At 59.6% G+C, this 22,818-nt stretch carries 21 protein-coding genes and 1 pseudogene; 17 read left to right on the top strand and 5 right to left on the bottom strand.

All coding sequences use genetic code 11. From position 1 onward, the window contains the following. Positions 1 to 360: 360 nt before the first annotated feature. Positions 361 to 819 (bottom strand): REP-associated tyrosine transposase, encoded by a 459-nt coding sequence (locus QRN50_RS13010; protein WP_003400255.1) that lies wholly within the window; start codon positions 817 to 819, stop codon positions 361 to 363. Positions 820 to 961: 142 nt separating this feature from the next. Between QRN50_RS13010 and QRN50_RS13005 the strand changes: the two genes are divergently transcribed. The 15 genes from QRN50_RS13005 to ureC all read left to right on the top strand — a co-directional run bounded on the left by QRN50_RS13005 (position 962) and on the right by ureC (position 17,839). Further along, complete coding sequence (locus QRN50_RS13005; RefSeq protein ID WP_058399220.1) at positions 962 to 1,423, top strand: copper chaperone PCu(A)C; 462 nt, start codon at positions 962 to 964, stop codon at positions 1,421 to 1,423. 70 nt (positions 1,424 to 1,493) lie between these two features. Continuing rightward, positions 1,494 to 1,868 carry a DUF2946 domain-containing protein gene (locus tag QRN50_RS13000; RefSeq protein ID WP_218961543.1) on the top strand — a complete coding sequence of 125 codons (375 nt, stop codon included), beginning with the start codon at positions 1,494 to 1,496 and terminating at the stop codon, positions 1,866 to 1,868. Positions 1,869 to 1,952: 84 nt separating this feature from the next. Further along, the gene (locus tag QRN50_RS12995; RefSeq protein ID WP_096126931.1) at positions 1,953 to 3,326 is read left to right on the top strand and encodes a PepSY-associated TM helix domain-containing protein; all 1,374 of its coding nucleotides are present in this window, start codon (positions 1,953 to 1,955) and stop codon (positions 3,324 to 3,326) included. A 249-nt stretch (positions 3,327 to 3,575) separates the two neighbouring features. Next, positions 3,576 to 7,022, top strand: a complete 3,447-nt coding sequence (locus QRN50_RS12990; RefSeq protein WP_096126932.1) for a dermonecrotic toxin domain-containing protein — start codon at positions 3,576 to 3,578, stop codon at positions 7,020 to 7,022. Between the two features lie 235 nt (positions 7,023 to 7,257). Beyond that, positions 7,258 to 8,523 carry an urea ABC transporter substrate-binding protein gene (gene urtA / locus QRN50_RS12985; protein ID WP_011269025.1) on the top strand — a complete coding sequence of 422 codons (1,266 nt, stop codon included), beginning with the start codon at positions 7,258 to 7,260 and terminating at the stop codon, positions 8,521 to 8,523. A 214-nt stretch (positions 8,524 to 8,737) separates the two neighbouring features. Next, positions 8,738 to 10,327 carry an urea ABC transporter permease subunit UrtB gene (urtB, locus tag QRN50_RS12980; RefSeq protein WP_011269026.1) on the top strand — a complete coding sequence of 530 codons (1,590 nt, stop codon included), beginning with the start codon at positions 8,738 to 8,740 and terminating at the stop codon, positions 10,325 to 10,327. Beyond that, positions 10,327 to 11,406 carry an urea ABC transporter permease subunit UrtC gene (gene urtC, locus QRN50_RS12975; RefSeq protein ID WP_011269027.1) on the top strand — a complete coding sequence of 360 codons (1,080 nt, stop codon included), beginning with the start codon at positions 10,327 to 10,329 and terminating at the stop codon, positions 11,404 to 11,406. Before urtB ends, urtC begins: the two co-directional genes overlap by 1 nt. Then, positions 11,403 to 12,263, top strand: a complete 861-nt coding sequence (gene urtD, locus QRN50_RS12970) for an urea ABC transporter ATP-binding protein UrtD (RefSeq protein ID WP_024651864.1) — start codon at positions 11,403 to 11,405, stop codon at positions 12,261 to 12,263. The genes urtC and urtD overlap by 4 nt, the downstream gene beginning before the upstream one ends. A gap of 116 nt (positions 12,264 to 12,379) precedes the next feature. Beyond that, a complete protein-coding gene (gene urtE / locus QRN50_RS12965; protein WP_024642115.1) occupies positions 12,380 to 13,078 on the top strand; it encodes an urea ABC transporter ATP-binding subunit UrtE in 699 nt (232 codons plus the stop codon). A gap of 48 nt (positions 13,079 to 13,126) precedes the next feature. Beyond that, positions 13,127 to 13,972, top strand: a complete 846-nt coding sequence (locus QRN50_RS12960) for an urease accessory protein UreD (protein ID WP_024642116.1) — start codon at positions 13,127 to 13,129, stop codon at positions 13,970 to 13,972. A 302-nt stretch (positions 13,973 to 14,274) separates the two neighbouring features. Continuing rightward, the gene (gene ureA / locus QRN50_RS12955; protein WP_003317023.1) at positions 14,275 to 14,577 is read left to right on the top strand and encodes an urease subunit gamma; all 303 of its coding nucleotides are present in this window, start codon (positions 14,275 to 14,277) and stop codon (positions 14,575 to 14,577) included. A gap of 10 nt (positions 14,578 to 14,587) precedes the next feature. Beyond that, entirely contained in the window at positions 14,588 to 15,145 is a 558-nt protein-coding gene (locus QRN50_RS12950) for a GNAT family N-acetyltransferase (protein WP_024651865.1), read from the top strand. A gap of 10 nt (positions 15,146 to 15,155) precedes the next feature. Beyond that, positions 15,156 to 15,689 (top strand): GNAT family N-acetyltransferase, encoded by a 534-nt coding sequence (locus QRN50_RS12945; RefSeq protein WP_003400278.1) that lies wholly within the window; start codon positions 15,156 to 15,158, stop codon positions 15,687 to 15,689. Then, positions 15,686 to 15,991, top strand: a complete 306-nt coding sequence (locus QRN50_RS12940) for an urease subunit beta (protein ID WP_003391866.1) — start codon at positions 15,686 to 15,688, stop codon at positions 15,989 to 15,991. The genes QRN50_RS12945 and QRN50_RS12940 overlap by 4 nt, the downstream gene beginning before the upstream one ends. Before the next feature lie 147 nt (positions 15,992 to 16,138). After that, positions 16,139 to 17,839 (top strand): urease subunit alpha, encoded by a 1,701-nt coding sequence (ureC, locus tag QRN50_RS12935; RefSeq protein ID WP_011269033.1) that lies wholly within the window; start codon positions 16,139 to 16,141, stop codon positions 17,837 to 17,839. 51 nt (positions 17,840 to 17,890) lie between these two features. Here the strand turns inward: ureC and QRN50_RS25735 are convergent, their stop codons facing one another. From QRN50_RS25735 to QRN50_RS12925, 3 genes and pseudogenes are all read right to left on the bottom strand, one after another. Further along, a complete protein-coding gene (locus QRN50_RS25735; protein ID WP_308455320.1) occupies positions 17,891 to 18,064 on the bottom strand; it encodes a thioredoxin family protein in 174 nt (57 codons plus the stop codon). A gap of 198 nt (positions 18,065 to 18,262) precedes the next feature. Further along, positions 18,263 to 18,499, bottom strand: a pseudogene (locus QRN50_RS25730) (thioredoxin); the annotation flags it as partial. A 13-nt stretch (positions 18,500 to 18,512) separates the two neighbouring features. Then, positions 18,513 to 18,884 carry a thioredoxin family protein gene (locus tag QRN50_RS12925; RefSeq protein WP_024651866.1) on the bottom strand — a complete coding sequence of 124 codons (372 nt, stop codon included), beginning with the start codon at positions 18,882 to 18,884 and terminating at the stop codon, positions 18,513 to 18,515. A 160-nt stretch (positions 18,885 to 19,044) separates the two neighbouring features. Between QRN50_RS12925 and QRN50_RS12920 the strand changes: the two genes are divergently transcribed. Next, positions 19,045 to 20,175 carry a sensor histidine kinase gene (locus QRN50_RS12920; protein WP_024641206.1) on the top strand — a complete coding sequence of 377 codons (1,131 nt, stop codon included), beginning with the start codon at positions 19,045 to 19,047 and terminating at the stop codon, positions 20,173 to 20,175. A 75-nt stretch (positions 20,176 to 20,250) separates the two neighbouring features. On the opposite strand, the gene cbpA is transcribed toward QRN50_RS12920, so the two are convergent. Beyond that, positions 20,251 to 21,195 carry a curved DNA-binding protein gene (cbpA, locus tag QRN50_RS12915; RefSeq protein ID WP_096126934.1) on the bottom strand — a complete coding sequence of 315 codons (945 nt, stop codon included), beginning with the start codon at positions 21,193 to 21,195 and terminating at the stop codon, positions 20,251 to 20,253. 327 nt (positions 21,196 to 21,522) lie between these two features. On the opposite strand from cbpA, the gene QRN50_RS12910 reads away from it, so the two are divergent. Beyond that, positions 21,523 to 22,788, top strand: coding sequence for an Hsp70 family protein (locus QRN50_RS12910; RefSeq protein WP_096126933.1), 1,266 nt, complete (start codon positions 21,523 to 21,525; stop codon positions 22,786 to 22,788). Positions 22,789 to 22,818: the final 30 nt, after the last annotated feature.

Below are 22,818 nucleotides of genomic sequence, written 5' to 3'. Positions count from 1 at the left end.
CTGAAAATCTATATATCCGTGACTACGCCTTCGCGAGCAAGCTCGCTCCCACAAGGTCAGCGATGCCGCATGAACATCTACATGACTTGAAACACACCAGCCCTGTGGGAGTTATCCACATTCCTCGAAAAAACTCTGGCCCTGTGGGAGTGAGCTTGCTCACGAAGAGGCCGGGGCAGTCGCTGAAAATCTGTTGATCTGCTAATCCGCCTTCGCGAGCAAGCTCGCTCCCACAAGGTCAGCGATGCCGCATGAACATCTACATGACTTGAAACACACCAGCCCTGTGGGAGTTATCCACATTCCTCGAAAAAACTCTGGACCTGTGGGAGTGAGCTTGCTCACGAAGAGGCCGGTTTTTCACAGCCAAATTGCGTCCCATAAGGGATAATCGCGTACGCTTTTGACCAGGTTGGCTCGAACAGGATTGGCAACGATATAACGGGCAAAATCCAAAAGGCTTTCTTCAGTGCGGATGCTGACGTCGTGGAATCCGCTTTGCCAAAAAGGTCCACTGCAGCCTCTGGCTCTGTTGATGGCGATCGCGCTTTTCGATTTAACGCGCTGTACAACGCTGGATAATGAGTGGCTATTCAACTGCAGTAGCCAGTGAATGTGGTCGGGCATTACAACCCAGGCTAATGAATCGGCCAGTTGCTGCGCCTGAACGTGTCGAAGCTCATCCACCAACAGACGCCCCATGCGCCAATCGGAAAAGACAGGAGTTCTCTGGAATGTTTTTGCGGTGACCAAATAAATCTGGCCGGTACCGGAGAATCGCCCCAAGCGTAAACGATGTGATTGTGATCTCTGATTCATCCTCATCACCTTATGGCTGCGTGCTGGGGAACGACTCTACGAAACGGGCTCACTCAGCGGCGCTCAAAGGTTTGCCCAAGTGTTTCGGACTTCCAGTTGAGCTACCTTTCACTCCTTCATCGAATCCCCCGGAGAATCCCCCATGCTCAAACAAGCACTGCTGCTGGCCGCACTGCTGCTGCCAGCCTGCCTCGTCCACGCCCATGAGTACAAGGCAGGGCCATTGCTGATCGGCCATCCGTGGTCAATGGAGCTGCCGCCCAATGCACCAACCGTGGCGGCCTATTTCACCCTCGAGAACAAGGGTGACAGCGCCGACCGCTTGATCGGCGTCGACACGCCCATCGCCGGACAGGCGCAGTTGCATGAGCATGTACACGCCGACGGGCTGATGAAGATGCAGCACGTGCAGGCGGTCGACATACCGCCTGGCGCGAAGGTGGTTTTCGCACCCATGGCCTGGCACGTGATGCTGCTGGACATCAAGGACCGTTCGAAGCTGGTGGTCGGCCAGCGCTTCCCGATGACCCTGCATTTCGAAAAGGCGGGGGATATCGAGGTGCAGGTCGTGGTACAAAAGCAGGCTTCGGAGCACCAGCACTGAGTAGCCTTCCCGAGTGAGCAACGCATGCCGTCGCGACAGATCAGCCCCTCGTAATAACCGGGGAGCCTGGCTGAGCCTGTTTGCCATGTTGATGATCTTTATCGGTCCACTGGTTTCCCAGTCGATGCCGATGGATCATCACGCCGGCATGTCGATGTCCATGCCAGCCGGGATGGACATGCCGGCCGATGGTCACGCCCAGCATGGCAGCGAGCATGCGATGCCTGCCGACGCCGGTATGAGCGATCACGCGCTGTGGGCAAAATGTGGCTATTGCACACTGCTGTTCAGTTGCCCGGCATTGCCCCATGTCCTTCAACTGGTCGCCGCCCCGCCACCCGGACCCGCTGATTTTTTCGCCCTGCTGCCCTTGCCGGGGCATGCCCGCAACGCCATCTTCCCCAATGCTCGAAGCCGGGCACCACCAGCGCTCATCACCGCATAAGCCGAAAAAAAGATTTCACGAGGGCGCGCGGCTCACTGCTGCGCGCCGTTCGTGCTGTGTTGTCCCTATTGGGGAGCGTTTGACGTGTCCAAACCTGATGTCTCTTTTTACAACCTTGCCTGGCGATGGCATTTCTACGCGGGACTGTTCGTCGCGCCGTTCATGATCCTGTTGTCGCTGACCGGCATCATTTACCTGTTCAAGCCGCAACTGGATAACCTGATGTACAGCGATCTGCTGAACGTCGCGCCGGCCGAGCACCGCCTGACTGCCGACGTGTTGCAACAGCGCGTGCTGAGTACTTATCCACACGCCACGGTCGGCAAGTATTTCCCGCCGACCAGCACCGAGGGCAGTGCGCAGTTTGTCGTCAGCGAGCAGGGACGGGAGCTGAATGTCTTCATCGACCCCTATCGCGGCGACATTCTTGGCACCCAGGACGCCACAAAGAACCTGCAGGCGGTTGCCCGCGCACTGCACGGCGAGCTGATGATCGGCACGCTGGGCGACCGGCTTGTCGAGCTGGCGGCAGGCTGGGGCGTTGTGCTGGTGATTTCCGGCCTTTATCTATGGTGGCCACGCGGTCGCTCCGCGGCTGGGGTTTTCTGGCCGCGCCTGACGGCAAAAGGGCGCGTGCTGTGGCGTGATCTGCACGCGGTTACCGGCTTCTGGGGCGCTTTGCTGTTGCTGTTCATGCTGTTGAGCGGCATGACCTGGACCGGTCTGTGGGGCAAGCAATACGCGGCGGTGTGGAACACCTTCCCGGCCGCCATGTGGACCGACGTCCCCAAGTCCGACAGGCAGGCTGGCGAGCTGAACAATGCCAGCGTGCAGACCGTGCCGTGGGCAATGGAGAACACACCGATGCCGGTTTCGACCGGCGAACACGCCAAGCACATGGACCACATGCACATGTCCAGCGCACCGGCAGCGCCAACAGTGTCCTTGCAGAAGGTGGTCGACATCGCGCGGGCCAGAGACATCGTGCCGGGCTACAGCATCACCCAGCCCAAGACAGCTGACGGCGTGTTTACCGTGTCGGTGTTCGCCGACGACCCCCGTGATGATGCGACGCTGCACATCGACCAATACACCGGCAAGGTGCTGGCCGATGTGCGCTACGTCGATTACAGCACGGTGTCCAAGGCTACCGAGTTGGGCGTCATGCTGCATGAGGGCAAGTTTTTCGGCTGGATCAACCAGCTGCTTATCTTGCTGGTTTGCCTGATGGTGTTGCTCAGTTCGGTCAGCGGCCTGGTGATCTGGTGGAAACGTCGACCTCAGCGCGGGCTCGGTGTACCGCCCTTGCGCCACGACCTGCCACGCTGGAAAACAGCGACAGTGGTGATGATTGCCCTGGGCGCAGTGTTCCCTCTGGTGGGCATTTCGATGCTCATTGTCTGGGTGCTTGATCGAATAGTGCTTTCGCGCTTTGCCAAACAGGCGACAACAGCTTAGATTGCTCCCTGCGGGGCCTGAAACCACTGAGTGGCGTTGTGATGAATTCCTCCTCATACCCGGTTTCAGGCCTCGCCCTGCCTTGAATTGCTCTTGCTCCCCCTACACGTCCTACCCACCGAATAGCCGATGCCGCAGCCATCGACCATCGCTGGCTGATATCCCCGCAGCACCGACCGTGACTACATGACATGAACCGCCAGGCCATTGCCTCGAGCGGATCATCCATCATGCAGACGAATCGGCACCATGAACTTACCGCTCACGACATCACCCCCACCTCTACCCGCCTCGCTTGCCAGCGATAGCTATCCACCCGGTTTCAGCAAGACGACGCAAGAGCTCGCCCGTAGCCTGCTGCACCCGCTCAAACCCGACCTGGATGTCGAGACCACATGGCTGACCTACCGCGACAGCAAGGTCGCAGCGGACGACGGCGCCAACATACACAGCGTTCCGTTGATCTCCAGCCTGGTCGAGCATTTCACCGGCCTTTTGAACTGGACCGACAATGATGTGCAGGGTCTTTACCCGACCCCGTCGTCCACTTCGCAGACACCGGCCATCCAGCCGCTGGGTCGAGCGGCTATCGTGGATTTCTACACTCGGGTCAGCCAGCAGCTGGAGCAATTCTATAGCCAGAAACTTGCAGACTATTGGGCCATCGCAACGCCGGACGGTGAAACCCGGAGCAACCGGTATCTGGCCGAGCAGATCGAGTGTCTGAAATCCGAATGCGCGGTGCTGATCGCCTCGGGAAAAATGGCGACCGGGCACTACAGTCTGCTATCGGCAGCACTGGGGCCATGTGCCACACGCCCGGCCGGAAACATCGCGCAGATTCAACCCCACAGCATTTTCAGCCTCTCGACCCGTATCGGTGATGGCCCTGCAATTGCGATCTCCGGTGCGTTTGCCATCGCTCGACGTCTTCGTAAAGAACCGCTGTTAAAGCTTGACGAAGAGGAGCTTGAGGACGTCCTGCTGTTCACTCCTTATGACGGGCTGGAGGCATTTGCATCCCTGACACACATGAATGAGCGCCTTGCTCAACGCGCAACAGAGCCTGACTACAGGCGACGCCTGGGGATTGAGCCTGCGGCTGAACAGGCAAGCCAGGCCGCCTCCGGTTTCATCGCGCTGCAATGGCAGTACACCTTGCTGGAAGGCAATTTTCTGAGCCTGTTGCACACCCGCCAGATCGCCCGACAGCAATCAATGTTCGCTCAGGCCGTACAGCTTGCTCGTGCTCAACGGATGGACGAGGTTTGTTTCGAGCAATCGATAACGCATTTGCTGAAGCCAGAGTTTTACTTTGACAACCATTGGCGCCTGGACAGGCTCGATAACGACCTGGTTCAGAGCCAGATGCCTGACTGGTGGAAAACCATGCAGGCGTCGCAACGCGAGGAATGGCTTGCGCAGGCACAACAGTTTGGTGAGTCGGTTGTCAGCATCCGCCAAGTCAGCAAGGCTAACTTCGACCCGCCGGACAATGATAGCCGTACCTATCTCACGCGCTATATCGACAAGCAGCTGGATGAAGTATTGAAACAGGCATCTGTCGAAATAGCCGCGCAGCAGATTACCGTTTCAATTAATTACAGGCTTGGCACCGAAGTGCTGGAGATCCCCGGCGCACCTGTGCTGCCGACAACCGAAACTGAAAACATTTCGCTCTGGCAACTGGCGCATACCCATGCCCACCGTGCCAGGGCCGCAGATGCAGTGCTGATCAAGGCTGTCGATGAGGCAGGCGCCGTCATCCATAAACTGGACATGGCCACTATAAAGGGGCTGATCACAGCCATAGAGAACCCTCAGCACCTTAGCGACTACCTCGATCTCAATCTGAAGACATCGGCGTATGCGCGACAACTCAAGCAGTTGCAGAAAGCCATGCTGGAAGCCCGGATGAAGATGGCCCTGCTGGAGATCGAACAGCAGGCTTTTGCACCGGCCGGTCTTGAGTGGATCGAGGCAGTGCTTGATTCGCCGGCACCGCAAGGGCGTCGGACCATCAAAGGGGAAGCCATCGAGGTCCGGTTTTTCAGCGTCAATCAATTCATGATGACCAATGTCATGCTGATTGCTCCAGCCGACAAATTCGAGCGGGGGCCACTGGTGCTGTGCACGCTGGATGCTGCCGACGGCGTCGTCTTCCGCTGGTTCAACAGCATGTATCACCTGACCACCGGTTTTTTGGAAAAAGCGCCATTCCAGCAGTATCTGATTGAGCAAATACCGGTTTCCAGACGCCTGGAAACGTTGCGTGCCATGCAATACGAAAAGCAGGCCAAGCACTGGCGCATGCCAGAGGTTTTTACCCAACTGTCGCTGATACCGATCCCGGCGAGGCTGCTGCACCCGGTGGTATTTGTCAGCCAAAGCAAAGACCTTTATGTGGAAATCCACGAGACCAGGATCAATCAGTTGATCAGCGAAGCCAAACGGCAAATGAGTCTGGCCAACGGCATGGGGCGATCAGGCCGAACCTTCGATCTGATCGCCAACATCGGAATTCTGTTTTTGCCTGACCCGATCATGATGCCTGTCGCACTGGGCGTGGGCCTGTACAAGACCTGGAGCGCCTTCTCGAAACTCGACGAAGGCGACCTCGAAGGTGCAGCCGAGGAATTTCTGAGCGCCGTAGGCTATCTTGCTACCGCTTTCATTGGCCGCCTGGCGCTCGCCCTGAAGCCGGCAATGCATGCCTCGAAGGTGGTAAGACGCCCGCACCTGATCCGCAGGGTCGGCCGCGACGGGCAGATCCAGATCGGCTACCTCCTGTCGCACTCCAGAGCCCCCCGCTTTGCAGACCCCAAATTGATCGTCGCTATGGACTCCCAACGTTTCATCGCCATCGATATAGAGGGCCAGACCTTTTTCGTAAGCCGACGTACCAATATGTTTGGTCACTCGCGCCTTTATCGGCGATCCCCGACTGACCCAACGCTACTGGTGCATGAGCAGGAATACGCTTTGCGCACCACCAGCGGGGCCTGGAAAACCGTGGGCAAACAGATACCACGCATCAGTCAGTCCGCCATCCGTAATGCCCGATCACAACTGGCCAGCCTGACCACTGCCTGGCCTGTGTCCCTGGAAGAGACAGGTAGCGCCGAACGCTTGAAGTTCGAGGCCGACTACCTCGCCCTGGGCGCAGCGTCCAACGCCGAAAACCTTTCCGAAATAGCGGCTTATGCGGAAGGTGGCTCGACGGACATCAACCCTCTGTTACGAAGCGGTGTGCGCAATGCCACAACACGCAACTTTCTAAGCCAGTTCTATCAGCTCAAAGCATGGGATGGCACTGCTTTTCGCTCGACGTACGTATCAAGCGAAGGGATGGCCTGTCTGGAGCACGAAGCAGGTGCGGTGTTTACCGACAGTGGCGTGCAGTCCGCCTCGATATCGCGAGCCAATGCCTTCCTGTGGAGCCGGGATGGATTTGTGAGCAGTAACGCCAATGCAGAAAATCACCCGGTCTTTTTCATCTTTGCCCCGGGCATACCGAAAAAAAACATGTTTACCGGCTTCCTCGGTGATCACGTCGCCGTCGCACCGGGCACGCGCATGCAACTGGGGGCGACAACGCGAATCAACGGTCAGCTGTTTGCGTGGTTCGACGCTCCCGAGCAACTCACTGATCAGACGTTTGACCTGTACACCGGAGCAAAGGAGCTATGGGTCTGAAACACCTGGGAAATTGACCGCTCGCTAGCCTGAACACCCCTTTCGCACCATCGCAGAGCTTCATACGCACCAACGGCAGAACGTTGTTCCACCTTGGTGCGACTCCTCGACTCAACGCGACAAAATCATTCCGTTTCGCGACGTTGCTGCGTTGGCCCAGACCTTGCTAAAGCCTGAAAGAGCAACGAAATGCACCGCCGCCAAACCTCAAACAATGTACTAAGGGAGCCAGTCAATGAAGCGTCGCAGCCTGATCAAAGCCTTTACCCTGTCCGCATCCATCGCCGCCATGGGGCTGACCTGGACCGTTCAGGCTGCCGAGACCATCAAGGTCGGCATTCTGCATTCGTTGTCCGGCACCATGGCCATCTCCGAGACGTCGCTCAAGGACATGGCCTTGATGACCATCGACGAGATCAACGCCAAAGGCGGCGTCAACGGCAAGATGCTGGAGCCGGTCGTTGTGGACCCGGCGTCCAACTGGCCGCTGTTCGCGGAAAAAGGCCGTCAGTTGCTGACCCAGGACAAGGTCGCCGTGGTGTTCGGCTGCTGGACATCGGTGTCGCGCAAATCGGTACTGCCGGTCTTCGAAGAACTCAACGGCCTGCTGTTCTACCCGGTGCAGTACGAAGGCGAAGAAATGTCGCCCAATGTTTTCTACACCGGCGCCGCGCCTAACCAACAGGCTATCCCGGCCGTCGACTATGTCATGAGTGAAGATGGCGGCGCTGCCAAGCGCTTCTTCCTGCTTGGCACCGACTATGTCTACCCGCGCACCACCAACAAGATTCTGCGCGCATTCCTGCATTCCAAAGGCGTGAAAGACACCGATATCGAAGAGGTCTACACCCCGTTCGGTCACTCCGATTATCAAACCATCGTGGCCAACATCAAGAAGTTCTCCGCGGGTGGCAAGACGGCCGTTATCTCCACCGTCAACGGCGACTCCAACGTGCCGTTCTACAAGGAACTGGCCAACCAGGGCCTGAACGCTACCGACGTACCGGTTGTGGCCTTCTCGGTAGGCGAAGAAGAACTGCGCGGCATCGACACCAAGCCATTGGTAGGCCATCTGGCCGCCTGGAACTACTTCCAGTCGGTGGAAAACCCGGTCAACAAGAAGTTCGTGGCTGACTGGAAAGCCTATGCCAAAAAGAAAAACCTGCCAGGCGCTGACAAGGCCGTGACCAACGACCCGATGGAAGCCACCTACGTCGGCATTCACATGTGGGCGCAGGCGGTCGAGAAAGCCAAATCCACCGACGTGGACAAGGTCCGTGAAGCCATGGCCGGACAGACGTTCGCAGCGCCGTCGGGCTTTACCCTGACCATGGACAAGACCAACCACCACTTGCACAAGCCAGTGATGATCGGCGAAATCCAGGACGACGGTCAGTTCAACGTCGTCTGGCAGACCAAAGAGCCGATCCGCGCCCAGCCATGGAGCCCGTACATCCCTGGCAACGACAAGAAGCCGGACGCCCCGGCGAAGAGCAACTGACCCCCTATCAACACAGCCTGATCGTTCCCACGCTCCAGCGTGGGAACGCAGTTCTGGACGCTCCGCGTCCGATCCTGAGCGCGCGGCTCGGTGCATGGTTGACGCAGAGCGTCACGAACGGCATTCCCACGCAGAGCGTGAGGAACGAGCAGCGTCAGGGCGAACAGCCACGAATGTCTAGTGGAACGCCATAACAGACCAAGGCCATATTGATATGCCTTCTTATTTTTACCGTTTGATCCTCGCCATCTGCCTGCTGCTGCCTTTGGCTGCCCAGGCCGGTGATGCCAGCGACTTTGTCGCAGCCAGTTCTTCGCAACAGGCAGAACTGCTGGAGGCCTGGGCCGCCAAGCCTGTGCCGGAACGCGTCGAGCTGCTTGAAGCCTTACGCGATGGCCGTGTGGGTGCCGACAGCAGCAAGCGCGCCTGGATCGAAAACAACGATCAATACGTGGCCGTCGATGCACAGGCACCAGCCGCCGCCGATGCGCCAACGCCTGACGAACCGCGTAAATTGCGCTTGAACAACCGGCTGCGCGGCCTGGTTGAAACCGCGCTGGCCAGCCACCAGTTGCTGGCAGCCGATACACGACTGCGCATGGCCGCCGCCCTGCAATTGCAAAAAAGCGCCCGCCCTGCACAACTGGAGTTGCTGACCGAACGCGTGGCCGGCGAAACAGATTCCAGCGTCAAAAGCGCACTGACCCTGGCGCTGGCCAACCTGCAAATGGTCGACTCAAGCCCGACAGTACGTCTGGCTGCCGTGCGACTGCTGGGCGAAACCGGTGATCCGCTGGCGCGTACCCGTCTTGAATCATTGCTGGCGCCCGGCGTGGAAACCGACGCTTCGGTACGCGTGGCGGCTGAAACCAGCCTGGCGCAGGTCAAGCGCAAGCTGATGATCGGGGAGATCCTCGGCCAGGCGTTCAGCGGCATGTCGCTGGGCTCTATCCTGTTGCTGGCGGCGCTGGGTCTGGCGATCACCTTCGGCCTGCTGGGCGTGATCAACATGGCCCATGGCGAGATGCTGATGCTGGGGGCCTACTCCACCTACGTCGTGCAACTGATGCTGCAGCGCTACGCACCGGGGGCCATCGAGTACTACCCGCTGATCGCGTTGCCGGTGGCGTTCTTTGTCACCGCCGCGATCGGCATGGCCCTGGAGCGTACGGTCATTCGTCATCTGTATGGCCGCCCACTGGAAACCCTGCTGGCGACCTGGGGCATCAGCCTGATGCTGATTCAGGCCGTGCGTCTGGCCTTCGGCGCGCAGAACGTCGAAGTCGCCAACCCGCAATGGCTGTCTGGCGGCATCCAGGTGCTGCCTAATCTGGTGCTGCCTTACAACCGCATCGTGATCATCGCGTTCGCGCTGTTCGTGGTGGTGCTGACCTGGCTGCTGCTGAACAAGACCCGCCTGGGCCTGAACGTGCGCGCCGTTACCCAGAACCGCAACATGGCCGCCTGCTGTGGCGTACCGACCGGGCGCATCGACATGATGGCCTTCGGTCTGGGTTCAGGTATCGCAGGTCTGGGGGGTGTAGCCCTGAGCCAGATCGGCAACGTGGGCCCTGATCTTGGCCAAAGCTACATCATCGATTCGTTCCTGGTGGTCGTGCTCGGCGGTGTCGGGCAACTGGCCGGTAGCGTGATGGCGGCTTTCGGGCTGGGCATCGCCAACAAGATTCTCGAACCGCAAATCGGCGCCGTGTTGGGCAAGATCCTGATCCTGGCGCTGATCATTCTGTTTATCCAGAAACGTCCGCAAGGCCTCTTCGCATTGAAAGGACGGGTGATCGACTGATGAGCCAGCCATTGATAGTAACTGCCGCGCAAAAAGTCGGGCCCAGAGGCACGCTGACCGCAGGCTGCGTAATCCTTGCAGTGCTGCTGGCACTGCCGCTGCTGTCGCTGCTGCCTGCCGATAACAGCTTTCAGGTCTCGGCCTACACCCTGACCCTGGTGGGCAAGATCCTCTGCTACGCCATTGTCGCGCTGGCGCTGGACCTGGTCTGGGGCTACGCCGGGCTGCTGTCGCTGGGCCACGGCCTGTTCTTCGCCCTGGGCGGTTATGCCATGGGCATGTACCTGATGCGCCAGGCCGCTGGGGATGGGTTGCCGGCCTTCATGACCTTCCTGTCGTGGACCGAGCTGCCATGGTACTGGGCGGGCACCGACCATTTCCTCTGGGCGATGTGCCTGGTGGTATTGGCACCGGGACTGCTGGCGCTGATCTTCGGCTTCTTCGCCTTCCGCTCGCGGATCAAGGGCGTGTACTTCTCGATCATGACCCAGGCGCTGACCTTCGCCGGCATGCTGCTGTTCTTTCGCAACGAGACCGGCTTTGGCGGCAACAACGGCTTCACCAACTTCCGCAGCATTCTGGGCTTCAGCATCAGTGCACAAGGGACCAGAGCCGCGCTGTTTCTGGCCACGGTCGCACTGCTGGTGGCCAGTCTGTACATCGGCTGGCGCCTGGCGCAGAGCAAGTTCGGCCGCGTGCTGACCGCGCTGCGCGATGCGGAAAACCGCCTGATGTTCTGCGGTTACGATCCGCGCGGCTTCAAACTGTTCGTCTGGGTGCTGAGCGCCGTGCTGTGCGGTCTGGCTGGCGCCTTGTATGTGCCGCAGGTCGGCATTATCAACCCCAGCGAAATGTCGCCGACCAACTCCATTGAAGCCGCTGTCTGGGTAGCCCTGGGTGGCCGTGGCACGCTGATCGGCCCGCTGCTGGGCGCAGGTCTGGTGAACGGCATGAAAAGCTGGTTCACCATGGCCTTCCCGGAATACTGGCTGTTCTTTCTCGGCGCGCTATTCATCATCGTCACGCTGTATCTGCCCAAGGGCGTGATCGGCATGCTGAAGAAAAGGAGCGAGCAATGAAAACCACTCCGACCCCGTCTTTCATGCTGGAACCGATCCTGGCCCCGAACTCCGACGCCGGCACCAGCCGCGATGCGGTGGGGCTCGGCAAGAGCGCAGGCAAGGGCCTCAATACTCGCCACGGCACGATCCTGACGCTGGAAGACATCAGCGTCAGCTTCGACGGCTTCAAGGCCCTGAACGATCTGAATCTGTACATCGGCGTAGGCGAACTGCGCTGCATCATCGGCCCCAACGGCGCGGGCAAGACCACGCTGATGGACGTCATCACCGGCAAGACCCGTCCCAGCCACGGCAAGGCCTGGTTCGGTGAAACGCTGGACCTAACGAAGATGACCGAAGTGCAGATCGCTCAGGCCGGCATCGGCCGCAAGTTCCAGAAACCCACGGTATTCGAGGCCTTGAGCGTGTTCGAAAACCTTGAGCTGGCGCAGAAGACCGACAAATCGGTGTGGGCCAGTCTGCGTGCGCGGTTGAGCGGCGAGCAACAGGACCGGATCGCTGAGGTGCTGGAAACGATCCGCCTGATCAGCTCGATGCACCGCCCTGCGGGCTTGCTGTCCCACGGCCAGAAGCAGTTTCTGGAGATCGGCATGCTGCTGGTTCAGGACCCGCAATTACTGCTGCTCGACGAACCCGTCGCGGGCATGACCGATGCCGAAACCGAATTCACCGCCGAGCTGTTCAAGAGCCTGGCCGGCAAGCATTCGCTGATGGTGGTTGAGCACGACATGGGGTTTGTCGGCTCGATTGCCGACCATGTCACCGTGCTGCACCAGGGCAGCGTGCTGGCTGAAGGCTCGCTGAACGACGTACAGGCCGACGAACGCGTGATCGAAGTTTACTTGGGGCGCTAGCGCGACCAGCTGCAAGCTTTTAGCTGCAAGCTGCAAGCTGCAAGCTAGAAGCAAAAACAACGTGCTGCTCTTTACTTGCAGCTTGAAGCTTGAAGCTTATAACTCATGAGGCCCTCATGCTCACTGTTAGCCAGCTCCACCAATATTACGGCGGCAGCCACATTCTTCGCGGTCTGTCGTTTGATGTGAAGGTCGGAGAGGTCACCTGCCTGCTGGGCCGCAACGGCGTGGGCAAGACCACGCTCCTGCGTGTACTGATGGGCCTGCTGCCATCGAAGGAAGGTTCGGTGCAATGGGAAGGCAAGGCCATCACCCAGTTCAAGACACACCAACGGGTACATGCCGGGATTGCTTACGTGCCGCAGGGCCGGGAAATATTCGGCCGGCTGACGGTCGAGGAAAATCTGCTCATGGGCCTGTCGCGTTTTCCGGGCTCCGAGGCCAAGGAAGTGCCGGCCTTCATCTACGAGTTGTTCCCGGTGCTGCTGCAAATGAAGCACCGTCGCGGCGGCGATCTGTCCGGTGGTCAGCAGCAGCAACTGGCGATAGGCCGGGCGCTGGCGAGCCGTCCACGCCTGCTGATTCTCGACGAGCCCACCGAAGGTATTCAGCCCTCGGTGATCAAGGAAATCGGCGCGGTCATCAAAAAGCTCGCCGAGCGTGGCGACATGGCGATTCTGCTGGTCGAGCAGTTCTACGACTTCGCCGCGGAACTGGCCGATCAGTACCTGGTGATGTCGCGGGGCGAGATCGTCCAGCAGGGCCGTGGCGAGAACATGGAGAGCGACGGCGTTCGTGGTCTGGTGACCATTTGATGCGTCAATCCGTTATCGTGCAGCACTCGACAAGCCAATGAAGACACCATGAACCTGCCTGCCAACACCGCCCTCTTCACCCCCAGCTGGCACGCCGAGCTGGAATTGGGTTACGGCCGTTTCGATGACAGCACACGCCCGACACTGCGGCGCCACAAAGGACCGCTGCGCGTGCAAAAGCATCTGTACGCCGAAGGCCCGGAGGTGTGCCAGCACATCATCGTACATCCACCGGGCGGTATCGCCGGGGGAGACCGGCTGGATATCTCGGCCACCGTGGGTGCCGATGCCTGGGCACAATTGACCAGCCCCGGCGCGGCCAAATGGTATCGCGCCGCCAGCCCGGCCTTTCAGCAACTGGAACTGCACGTCCAGCCCGGCGCGACACTGGAATGGCTGCCGCAGGAAAGCATCGTCTTCAGCAACGCCCAGGCAGAACTGAGCACCCGCATAGAGCTGCACGGTGATGCGAAGCTATGCTACTGGGATGTGGTGGCGCTGGGCCGGCCGGCCAGTGGCGAGCGGTTCGAGCACGGGCATTTTCAATCGCATCTGGATATCCGTCGCGACGGCACATTGCTCTGGCATGAGCGACAACGCATTATCGGTGGCGACGGGCTGCTGGACTCGCCCATCGGCCTGGACGGCAGAACAGTGTTCGCCACCCTGCTGATGACCGGCGAAGTCGACAGCGAGCTGCTCGAGGCCTGCCGTTCGCTGTCGATGCCCAACCCGGTACGCGGCGATCTGACGCAACTGCCCGGCCTGCTGGTCGCTCGCTGCCTGGCAGACGAAGCACTGCACGCACGGGCCTGGCTGATACAAATCTGGAAATACCTGCGCCCTGCCCTGCTGGGACGCGAGGCGGTAACGCCAAGAATCTGGAACACCTGATTGATGACTGGACGCTCTGCATTCCATGCTACACCCTCGGCGCTGATGCACTCAGCGTGATACATAAGTCCTGAAAAGCCCGAAAATCGGGGCTTTTAGCGCTTCTGCCCGCAGGGCGTGGGAGCGAACTTGTTCGCGAAGACAATGTTTTAGGCGCTGCATTTTCGGCGACTACACCGGCCCCTTCGCGAACAAGTTCGCTCCCACGGCCTTCGGCCAGAACCCAAAACAGACTTATACATAACGATGAGGGCTCAAGCCTGGGAACGATCAACCAACGAATTTGAACAAACGGAAGCCCCATGGACCTGACACCACGCGAAAAAGACAAGCTGCTGATCTTCACCGCCGGACTGGTCGCCGAACGGCGTCTGGCGCGCGGCGTGAAGCTCAACTACCCGGAAGCCATGGCCTATATTTCTGCGGCGCTGCTCGAAGGTGCGCGTGACGGGCAGACCGTCGCTGAGCTCATGCATTACGGCACGACCCTGCTGAGCCGCGATCAGGTCATGGAAGGTATCGCGGAAATGATCCCGGAGATCCAGGTGGAAGCCACCTTCCCGGACGGCACCAAACTCGTCACCGTGCATCAGCCGATTGCCTGAAGGAGTAATCATGCAGGACGTGATTCGCGATGCCCTGCCGGACGATCTGCCGGGCATTCTGGACATCTACAACGATGCAGTGCTCAACACCACGGCTATCTGGAACGAGCAGCCGGTTGATCTGGCCAACCGCCAGGCCTGGTACGCAGCTCGCCAGAGTCAGGGTTATCCGATTCTGGTGGCGGTCGACAACGCCGGCGAAGTGCTCGGCTATTCGTCGTTTGGCGACTGGCGGCCGTTCGAAGGCTTTCGCCATACGGTCGAGCATTCGGTCTACGTGCGCGCCGACCAGCGCGGCAAAGGCCTGGGCCCGCGCCTGATGGACGCCTTGATCGAGCGCGCCCGCGACTGTGACAAGCACATGATGGTCGCGGCCATCGAAAGCGGTAACGCTGCGTCCATCGCCCTGCATGATCGCCTGGGCTTCAAGATTACCGGGCAAATGCCGCAGGTCGGCACCAAGTTCGGCCGCTGGCTGGACCTGACGTTCATGCAGCTCGACCTGTCGCCCGGTGCGCCTGCGCCCGCTTCACAGGCACCCAAGCCCCTCTCACCCAAGCCCCTCTAGAGAGCACGCCATGAACCATGCACAACTGCGACGTGTTACCGCTGAAAGCTTCGCGCATTATCGCCATGGCCTGGCGCAACTGCTGTTCGACACGGTTCACGGCGGCGCATCGGTCGGGTTCATGGCGGATCTGGATATGCAGCAGGCGTATGCCTGGTGCGATAGCCTGAAGGCCGATATCGCCGCAGGCGATCTGCTGCTGTGGGTGGTGGCCGAGGACAGCCATGTGCTGGCCAGCGCGCAGTTGTCGCTGTGTCAGAAGCCCAACGGCCTGAACCGCGCCGAAGTGCAAAAACTGATGGTTCTGCCGCAAGCCCGAGGTCGCGGCCTGGGCAGGCAACTGATGGAGGAGGTCGAACAGACTGCGGTGAAACACAAGCGTGGGCTGCTGCACCTGGACACCGAAGCAGGTTCGACGGCTGAAGCCTTCTACAGCGCGCTGGCCTACCACCGTGTCGGGGAGCTGCCGGATTATTGCGCCACACCGGACGGTCGCTATCGGCCGACCGCCATTTATTTCAAAACCTTGGGGCAACCGACATGATCCCTGGTCAATACCAGATCCAGCCCGGCGACATCGAACTCAACGCCGGACGCCGCACCCTCAGCCTGACCGTCGCCAACAGCGGCGACCGGCCGATTCAGGTGGGCTCGCATTTCCACTTTTTCGAAACCAACGACGCACTGACCTTCGACCGCGCCGCCAGCCGGGGCATGCGCCTGAACATTCCGGCAGGCACCGCCGTGCGCTTCGAACCGGGCCAGTCCCGCGAAGTCGAGCTGGTCGACCTGGCCGGCCTGCGCAAGGTTTACGGGTTTGCCGGGCGAGTGATGGGGGAGCTTTAGCTTCAAGCTTCAAGCTTCAAGCTTCAAGCTTCAAGAGAAAAGCATGTGACGACTAAAGACTTGCAGCTTGCATCTTTCAGCTTGTCGCTTTGAACACATTACAGTGTGCGGCCTGCAGCTTGCCGCTCTGAATCCGAGGTACGAGAGATGAAGATAAGCCGACAGGCCTACGCAGACATGTTCGGCCCCACCGTCGGCGACAAGGTTCGCCTGGCCGACACCGAGCTGTGGATCGAGGTCGAGAAGGACTTCACCACCTATGGCGAAGAAGTGAAGTTCGGCGGTGGCAAGGTCATTCGTGACGGCATGGGCCAGGGCCAGCTGCTGGCCGCCGAGGTGGTCGACACGCTGATCACCAATGCCTTGATCATCGATCACTGGGGCATCGTCAAGGCCGACGTCGGCATCAAGAACGGGCGTATCGCGGCCATTGGCAAGGCGGGCAACCCGGACATCCAGCCGGACGTGACCATTGCCGTCGGCGCTGCCACCGAGGTCATTGCCGGCGAAGGCATGATCCTCACCGCGGGTGGCGTCGACACGCACATCCACTTCATCTGCCCGCAACAGATCGAAGAGGCCCTGATGAGCGGCGTGACAACGATGATCGGCGGCGGCACCGGCCCGGCCACGGGCACCAACGCCACCACCGTCACACCCGGCCCGTGGCACATGGCGCGCATGCTCCAGGCCTCGGACTCGTTCCCGATGAACATCGGCTTCACCGGCAAGGGCAACGTCAGCCTGCCCGGCCCGCTGATCGAACAGGTCAAGGCGGGGGCCATCGGTCTGAAGCTGCACGAAGACTGGGGTACCACGCCTGCGGCCATCGACAATTGCCTGAGCGTGGCCGACGAATACGACGTGCAGGTCGCGATCCACACCGACACCCTCAACGAGTCGGGTTTTGTCGAGACCACCCTGGCCGCGTTCAAGAACCGCACGATTCACACTTATCACACCGAAGGTGCCGGTGGCGGTCACGCGCCGGACATCATCAAGGCCTGTGGTTCGCCGAACGTGCTGCCGAGCTCGACCAACCCGACGCGCCCGTTCACCCGCAACACCATCGACGAGCACCTGGACATGCTCATGGTCTGCCACCACCTGGACCCTAGCATCGCCGAAGACGTGGCTTTCGCGGAAAGCCGCATCCGCCGCGAGACCATCGCCGCCGAGGATATCCTTCACGACCTGGGCGCCTTTTCCATGCTCAGTTCCGACAGCCAGGCCATGGGCCGGGTTGGCGAAGTGATCATGCGCACCTGGCAAACCGCCGACAAGATGAAGAAACAGCGTGGGCCACTGCCGCAGGATGGCCCGGGCAACGACAACTTCCGCGCCAAGCGTTACATCGCCAAATACACCATCAATCCGGCGATCACCCACGGCATCAGCCATGAAGTGGGCTCGATCGAAGTCGGCAAGTGGGCGGATCTGGTGCTGTGGCGGCCAGCGTTCTTTGGCGTCAAACCGACCCTGATCCTCAAGGGCGGGGCCATCGCCGCCAGCCTGATGGGCGACGCCAACGCTTCGATCCCGACCCCGCAACCGGTTCATTACCGCCCCATGTTCGCAAGCTTCGGCAGCTCGCTGCACGCCACCAGCCTGACCTTCATCAGCCAGGCAGCGTTCGACGCCGGCGTACCGGAGTCACTGGGCCTGAAGAAGCAGATCGGTGTCGTCAAAGGCTGTCGCACTGTGCAGAAGAAAGACCTGATCCACAACGATTACCTGCCGGACATCGAAGTCGACCCGCAGACCTATCAGGTCAAGGCCGACGGTGTGCTGCTATGGTGCGAACCTGCCGATGTGCTGCCAATGGCGCAGCGGTATTTTCTGTTTTGAATCAGCAAGGGCCTTCGCTTTCAGAAGGCCCTTCAATATTTATTGCTCGGTTTATTCTTTGAGGCTAAGCAACTCGTTGAGTTTGGCTCTGAACCAGGACTTCAGATGAAAATCAGCGGTTTCCTCAATCTTTTTACCGCTCTTGAAAAAGATGACGGTTGGTGTAACGGTGACATTGTAGTTTTGGGCGGTCGCTGGGCTAGTGTCCACAGGCACACGAAGCATGACGACCCTCCCGGCAAACTCAGGCGCTAGCTCATCGAGAATTGCCCCAGTCCGTGTACTGTTGTTCGCTTCACCGTGGTCATTAACGCCGGGGTTGCTGAATTCCAACACCACCAACGGGCTGATTGCAGTCCATTGGGAACTGAAGTCCGCATCGTTCTTAACGACCCGGGCCCGGGCCGCTTTGTTCTGGTAATTCAGAAGTGTTTCTTTAGATTCCAATATTTTCAGCGACTGCAGCGTATCGTTGATAGCGTCCAGTACCCCCAGATCCTGGGGGGTGCCGGTGCCCTGCAATGCTCGCTGCAATGGGAGAAAAACGCTCAGTTTTCCTGTCGCTACGTCGTCGAGCTTGCTGACTTTTCCATCAGCCAGTGTCTGCTGGGCACGCGTTACACGCTCTTCGACAAAAGCTGTGAGTTCTGTGTTCGACATGGTCATTCTCCCATTACGAAGCGGGTAGCAATTCATCCAGGATTTGCGTCATCCGTTCTTTGGTTTGCTGGCCGACAAGGTCTTCCCTTGCTCTTGCGCCAGCCTTGAAGAAAACCATCGTCGGACCATGATTTATCTGATATTGAGTCGAAGTCACCGGGTTGAGATGCGAATCCAGTTCGATCTCGACCCTGACCAAGCTGACCTTTCCGGCATATTTCTCTTCCAGCGCATTAAAAATGGTATCCATTCTGGCGCTGGCGTTATCCTCGCCTCGCTTGTTTACCTTCACTTTCGTCGAGAATTCCACCACCACGAGCTTTTGGTTGCTCGCCTCAATGACATCCTTCTGAAAGGTCGAATCAGTAACTGTCATGACACTCATGCTCAGGGCCTCCATTCGATTAACCTGCCGAATGAACATAGGCCCCATAGAAATCAGCGTCTACTGACAGAAATGACAGTAAACACTCTGTTTGTCGTGCTCTGTAAAGGCGATAATATGCGCCATCTTTCGTCACGCCTCTCCAGCAAGGTACTCGGCCATGCGCCTTTCCGAATTCATCGTTATTCATGTGGATCGCATCGTCGATGAATGGGAAGCCTTCGCCAGAACCCTGAAACCTGCGGCAGAAACGATGACCAAGGCCGAGCTGCGGGATCATGCCAGGTCGATTTTGCTCGCCGCCGCACGGGACATGAAGACCGCGCAGAGCAAAAGCGAGGAGATTGCCAAGGCCAGAGGCGAAGAGCTGAACAAGACGCCAAGCCTGGATGAAGCAGCCAGCAGCCATGGCGAGTTGCGCCATGAGGTCGGTTTTGATCTGGTGCAGATGACGTCGGAGTTTCGCCATCTGCGCGCCAGCGTCATCCGCCTCTGGGTAGAAAGCCTGGCAGCGCCGCAACTGGCTGATTTTCAGGACGTGATTCGCTTCAACGAAGCCATCGACGAGGCGCTTGCCGAATCCACCGCGGCCTATGCGGAACGGGTTGGCCGCTCACGGGATATCTTTCTTGCCATTCTCGGTCACGATCTGCGCGCACCGCTGCAGGCCGTCAGCATGTCCACCGAGTTGCTGGCACGCAAAATAACGCTGGACGAAAAAACCCAGTCCTATGTTTCACGTATCCAGACCAGCACCCGCCATATGGGCTCGATGGTCAGCGATCTGCTGGAGTTCGTACGCAGTCGTCTGGGCGCCGGGCTGCCGGTGGAACGCAAATACATGGACCTGGCCAGCGCCTGCCGCGAGGCGATCGAAGAAGCCTGTGCAGGGCGACCGGACTCTGCTCCGGTGCTGAACGTAGAAGGCAACACCAAGGGCCACTGGGACGCCGGGCGGATCAGCCAGATGCTGCAAAACCTGATCGGCAATGCCCTGCAGCATGGTGCGGCCAGCCACGAGATAACGGTGACAGTCACGGGCGCCGAGAAAGCCGTGATATTGGTGGTACACAACGAAGGCAAACCGATTGCCGAAGACGCTATCGGGACGATTTTCGATCCGCTGGTGCGCAGCACCGAGGAAAACAGCGAAACACGCGGCACGTCGACCAGCCTGGGCCTGGGCCTGTTCATCGTCAAGGAAGTGGTCAACGCCCACGGCGGCAGCATCACTGTGACCTCGACCATTGGTGAGGGCACGACCTTCAATGTGGTGCTGCCGAAAAACTGACCGGGGCTGACTGCCCGCAGATACGGGTGCCGCATCAGCCCAGGCAGAAAAGACCGAGTCGCAAGACTGCTCCGCTCAACCCTTCCACTGCGCACGGGGATCGAACGAAGAACTGTCTGCCAGTTTCTGCCAGAGCGCCCGCGTAGCCTCGTCGGTGTGCTTGGGCACGACGATTTTCAGCTGCGCATAAAGATCGCCGCGTTCGCCACTCTTGTTCATCAAGCCGTTACCCTTGATCCGCAGACGCTGACCATTCTGACTGTCCGGGCGGATGGTCAGGTTGAGCCTGCTGGTCAGCGTCGGCACGGCGACCTTGGTGCCCAGCACGGCTTCCCAGGGGGCCAGCGGCACGGTGATGACCAGATCATGGCCTTCGACCTCGAACAGCGGGTGCGGGGCCAGGCGAAGGATCAGGTACAGATCGCCATTGGCACCACCGCCTACGCCCGGCGCGCCCTGCCCCTTCAGGCGAATACGCTCGCCATCGACGACGCCCGCCGGAATCTTCACGTTCAGGGTCTTGGTGATATCACTCATGCGCTGCCCGTTGGGGCTGTGCTGCGGCACCTTGAAGCTGACCTGCTTGGATTCCCCCGACAGGGTTTCTTCGAGAAACACCGCCAGTTCCATCTCCACGTCCTGCCCGGTACGCCCCGGGTTGCGGGTACGCCCGCCCTGCTGTGGCCGGCCACCGAAAATGGAGCTGAAAAACTCCGAGAAGTCTGCCGTTTCCTCGAACCCGCCTGCCCCGGCGCCTGCGCGGCTTTGCCAGCCCGGCGGAGTCTGGAACGGGCGGCCCTGACGACCGTATTTGCGCAGCTCATCATACTCGGCGCGCTTTTCAGGGCTGCTGAGTACCTCATAGGCTTCGGAAGCTTCCTTGAACTTGTCTTCGGCGCCTGCCTCCTTGCTGACGTCCGGATGATACTTGCGCGCGAGTTTGCGATAGGCGGTCTTGATCGCCTTGTCGTCCGCAGTCGGCTCCACGGCAAGTATCTTGTAGTAGTCTTTGAAATCCATGTAACGATCACCCATCCGAATTATCCGGCAAAGCCAGATACGCTGGCGTCACGCGCCCAGCTCCCTCTGTCACGAGGCATCTGGATTACCTAACGTCGAAAAATATACAGATAGACCAGCCGCCTTTGCCGGCGGGTCGATAGCTCGACAACATAGTGTCCGACAACAGGGTCTACCGAGAATCCCTACAAGATTGGGGGTAACGGGCCTCAGTTCAAGCCTTGGCCGCAAATACAGCCAGGTAAATATAAGCGACGTGTCGCGCTACGCAATTTGCCCGCGCTGACATAAACTGCGCGGCCGTTTTTTGACTGGAACGTAAAAGACATGAATGACCAATCCCCGGCCCGTGCCTGCGGTATCGATTTCGGCACGTCCAACTCCACTGTCGGCTGGCAACGACCCGGCATGGAATCGTTGATCGCGCTGGAGGACGACAAGATTACCCTGCCTTCGGTGGTGTTCTTCAATATGGAAGAACGCCGCCCGGTGTATGGCCGCCTGGCGCTGCACGAGTATCTGGAAGGCTACGAAGGCCGCCTGATGCGCTCGCTCAAGAGCCTGCTGGGCTCGAAGCTGATCAAACATGACACCAGCGTGCTGGGCACGGCGATGCCCTTCAAGGATTTGCTGGCCCTGTTTATCGGCGAGCTGAAAAAGCGCGCGGAGCAAACGGCCGGACGCGAATTCGAGCAAGTCGTACTGGGCCGTCCGGTGCATTTTGTCGATGACGACGCCCAGGCCGATCAGGAAGCCGAAGATACGCTGGCTGAAGTGGCACGCAAGATCGGCTTCAAGGACGTGTCGTTCCAGTTCGAGCCTATCGCTGCGGCCTTCGACTACGAGTCCACCATCCAGGACGAAGAACTGGTGCTGATCGTCGACATTGGCGGCGGTACCTCGGACTTTTCGCTGGTGCGTCTGTCGCCCGAGCGACGCCAGCACGATGATCGCCAGCAGGACATCCTCGCCACCGGTGGCGTGCACATCGGCGGGACCGACTTCGACAAGCAGTTGAGCCTGCAAGGCGTGATGCCGCTGTTCGGTTATGGCAGCCGCATGAAAAGCGGTGCGTACATGCCGACCAGCCACCATATGAACCTGGCGACCTGGCACACCATCAACGCCGTGTACTCGCAAAAGTCGCAACTGGCCCTGGGCAGCATGCGCTACGACATCGAAGACACCGGCGGCATCGATCGCCTGTTCAAACTGATCGAACAGCGCGCCGGGCACTGGCTGGCCATGGAAGTGGAAGAAACCAAGATCCAGCTGACCCACGCTGACAGCCGTCACCTGCTCATGGATCGAGTGGAAGCCGGAATGAGCGTGGACCTGAGCCGGGTGATGTTCGAAGCAGCGATCGACGCCCAGCTTGAGCGCGTGCGCAACAGCGTGACGAACTTGCTCAACGATGCGGGAGTGAGTGTCGAACAGGTCAGCACGGTGTTCTTCACCGGCGGTTCAAGCGGCATCCCGGCCCTGCGCAACAGCGTCTCGGACATGCTGCCCAACGCACGCCACGTCGAAGGCAACATCTTCGGCAGCATCGGCAGCGGCCTGGCCATCGAAGCGAAGAAGCGTTACGGCTAGTCATGCGCCTATCGTGGCAATGCCCTTCGT

The sequence above is a fragment of the Pseudomonas sp. MEJ108 genome, from assembly GCF_030208985.1.
GTDB lineage: Bacteria > Pseudomonadota > Gammaproteobacteria > Pseudomonadales > Pseudomonadaceae > Aquipseudomonas > Aquipseudomonas fragariae.
Note: the sequence above shows the minus strand (reverse complement) of the source record. Positions and strands in the feature narration are given on the sequence as shown.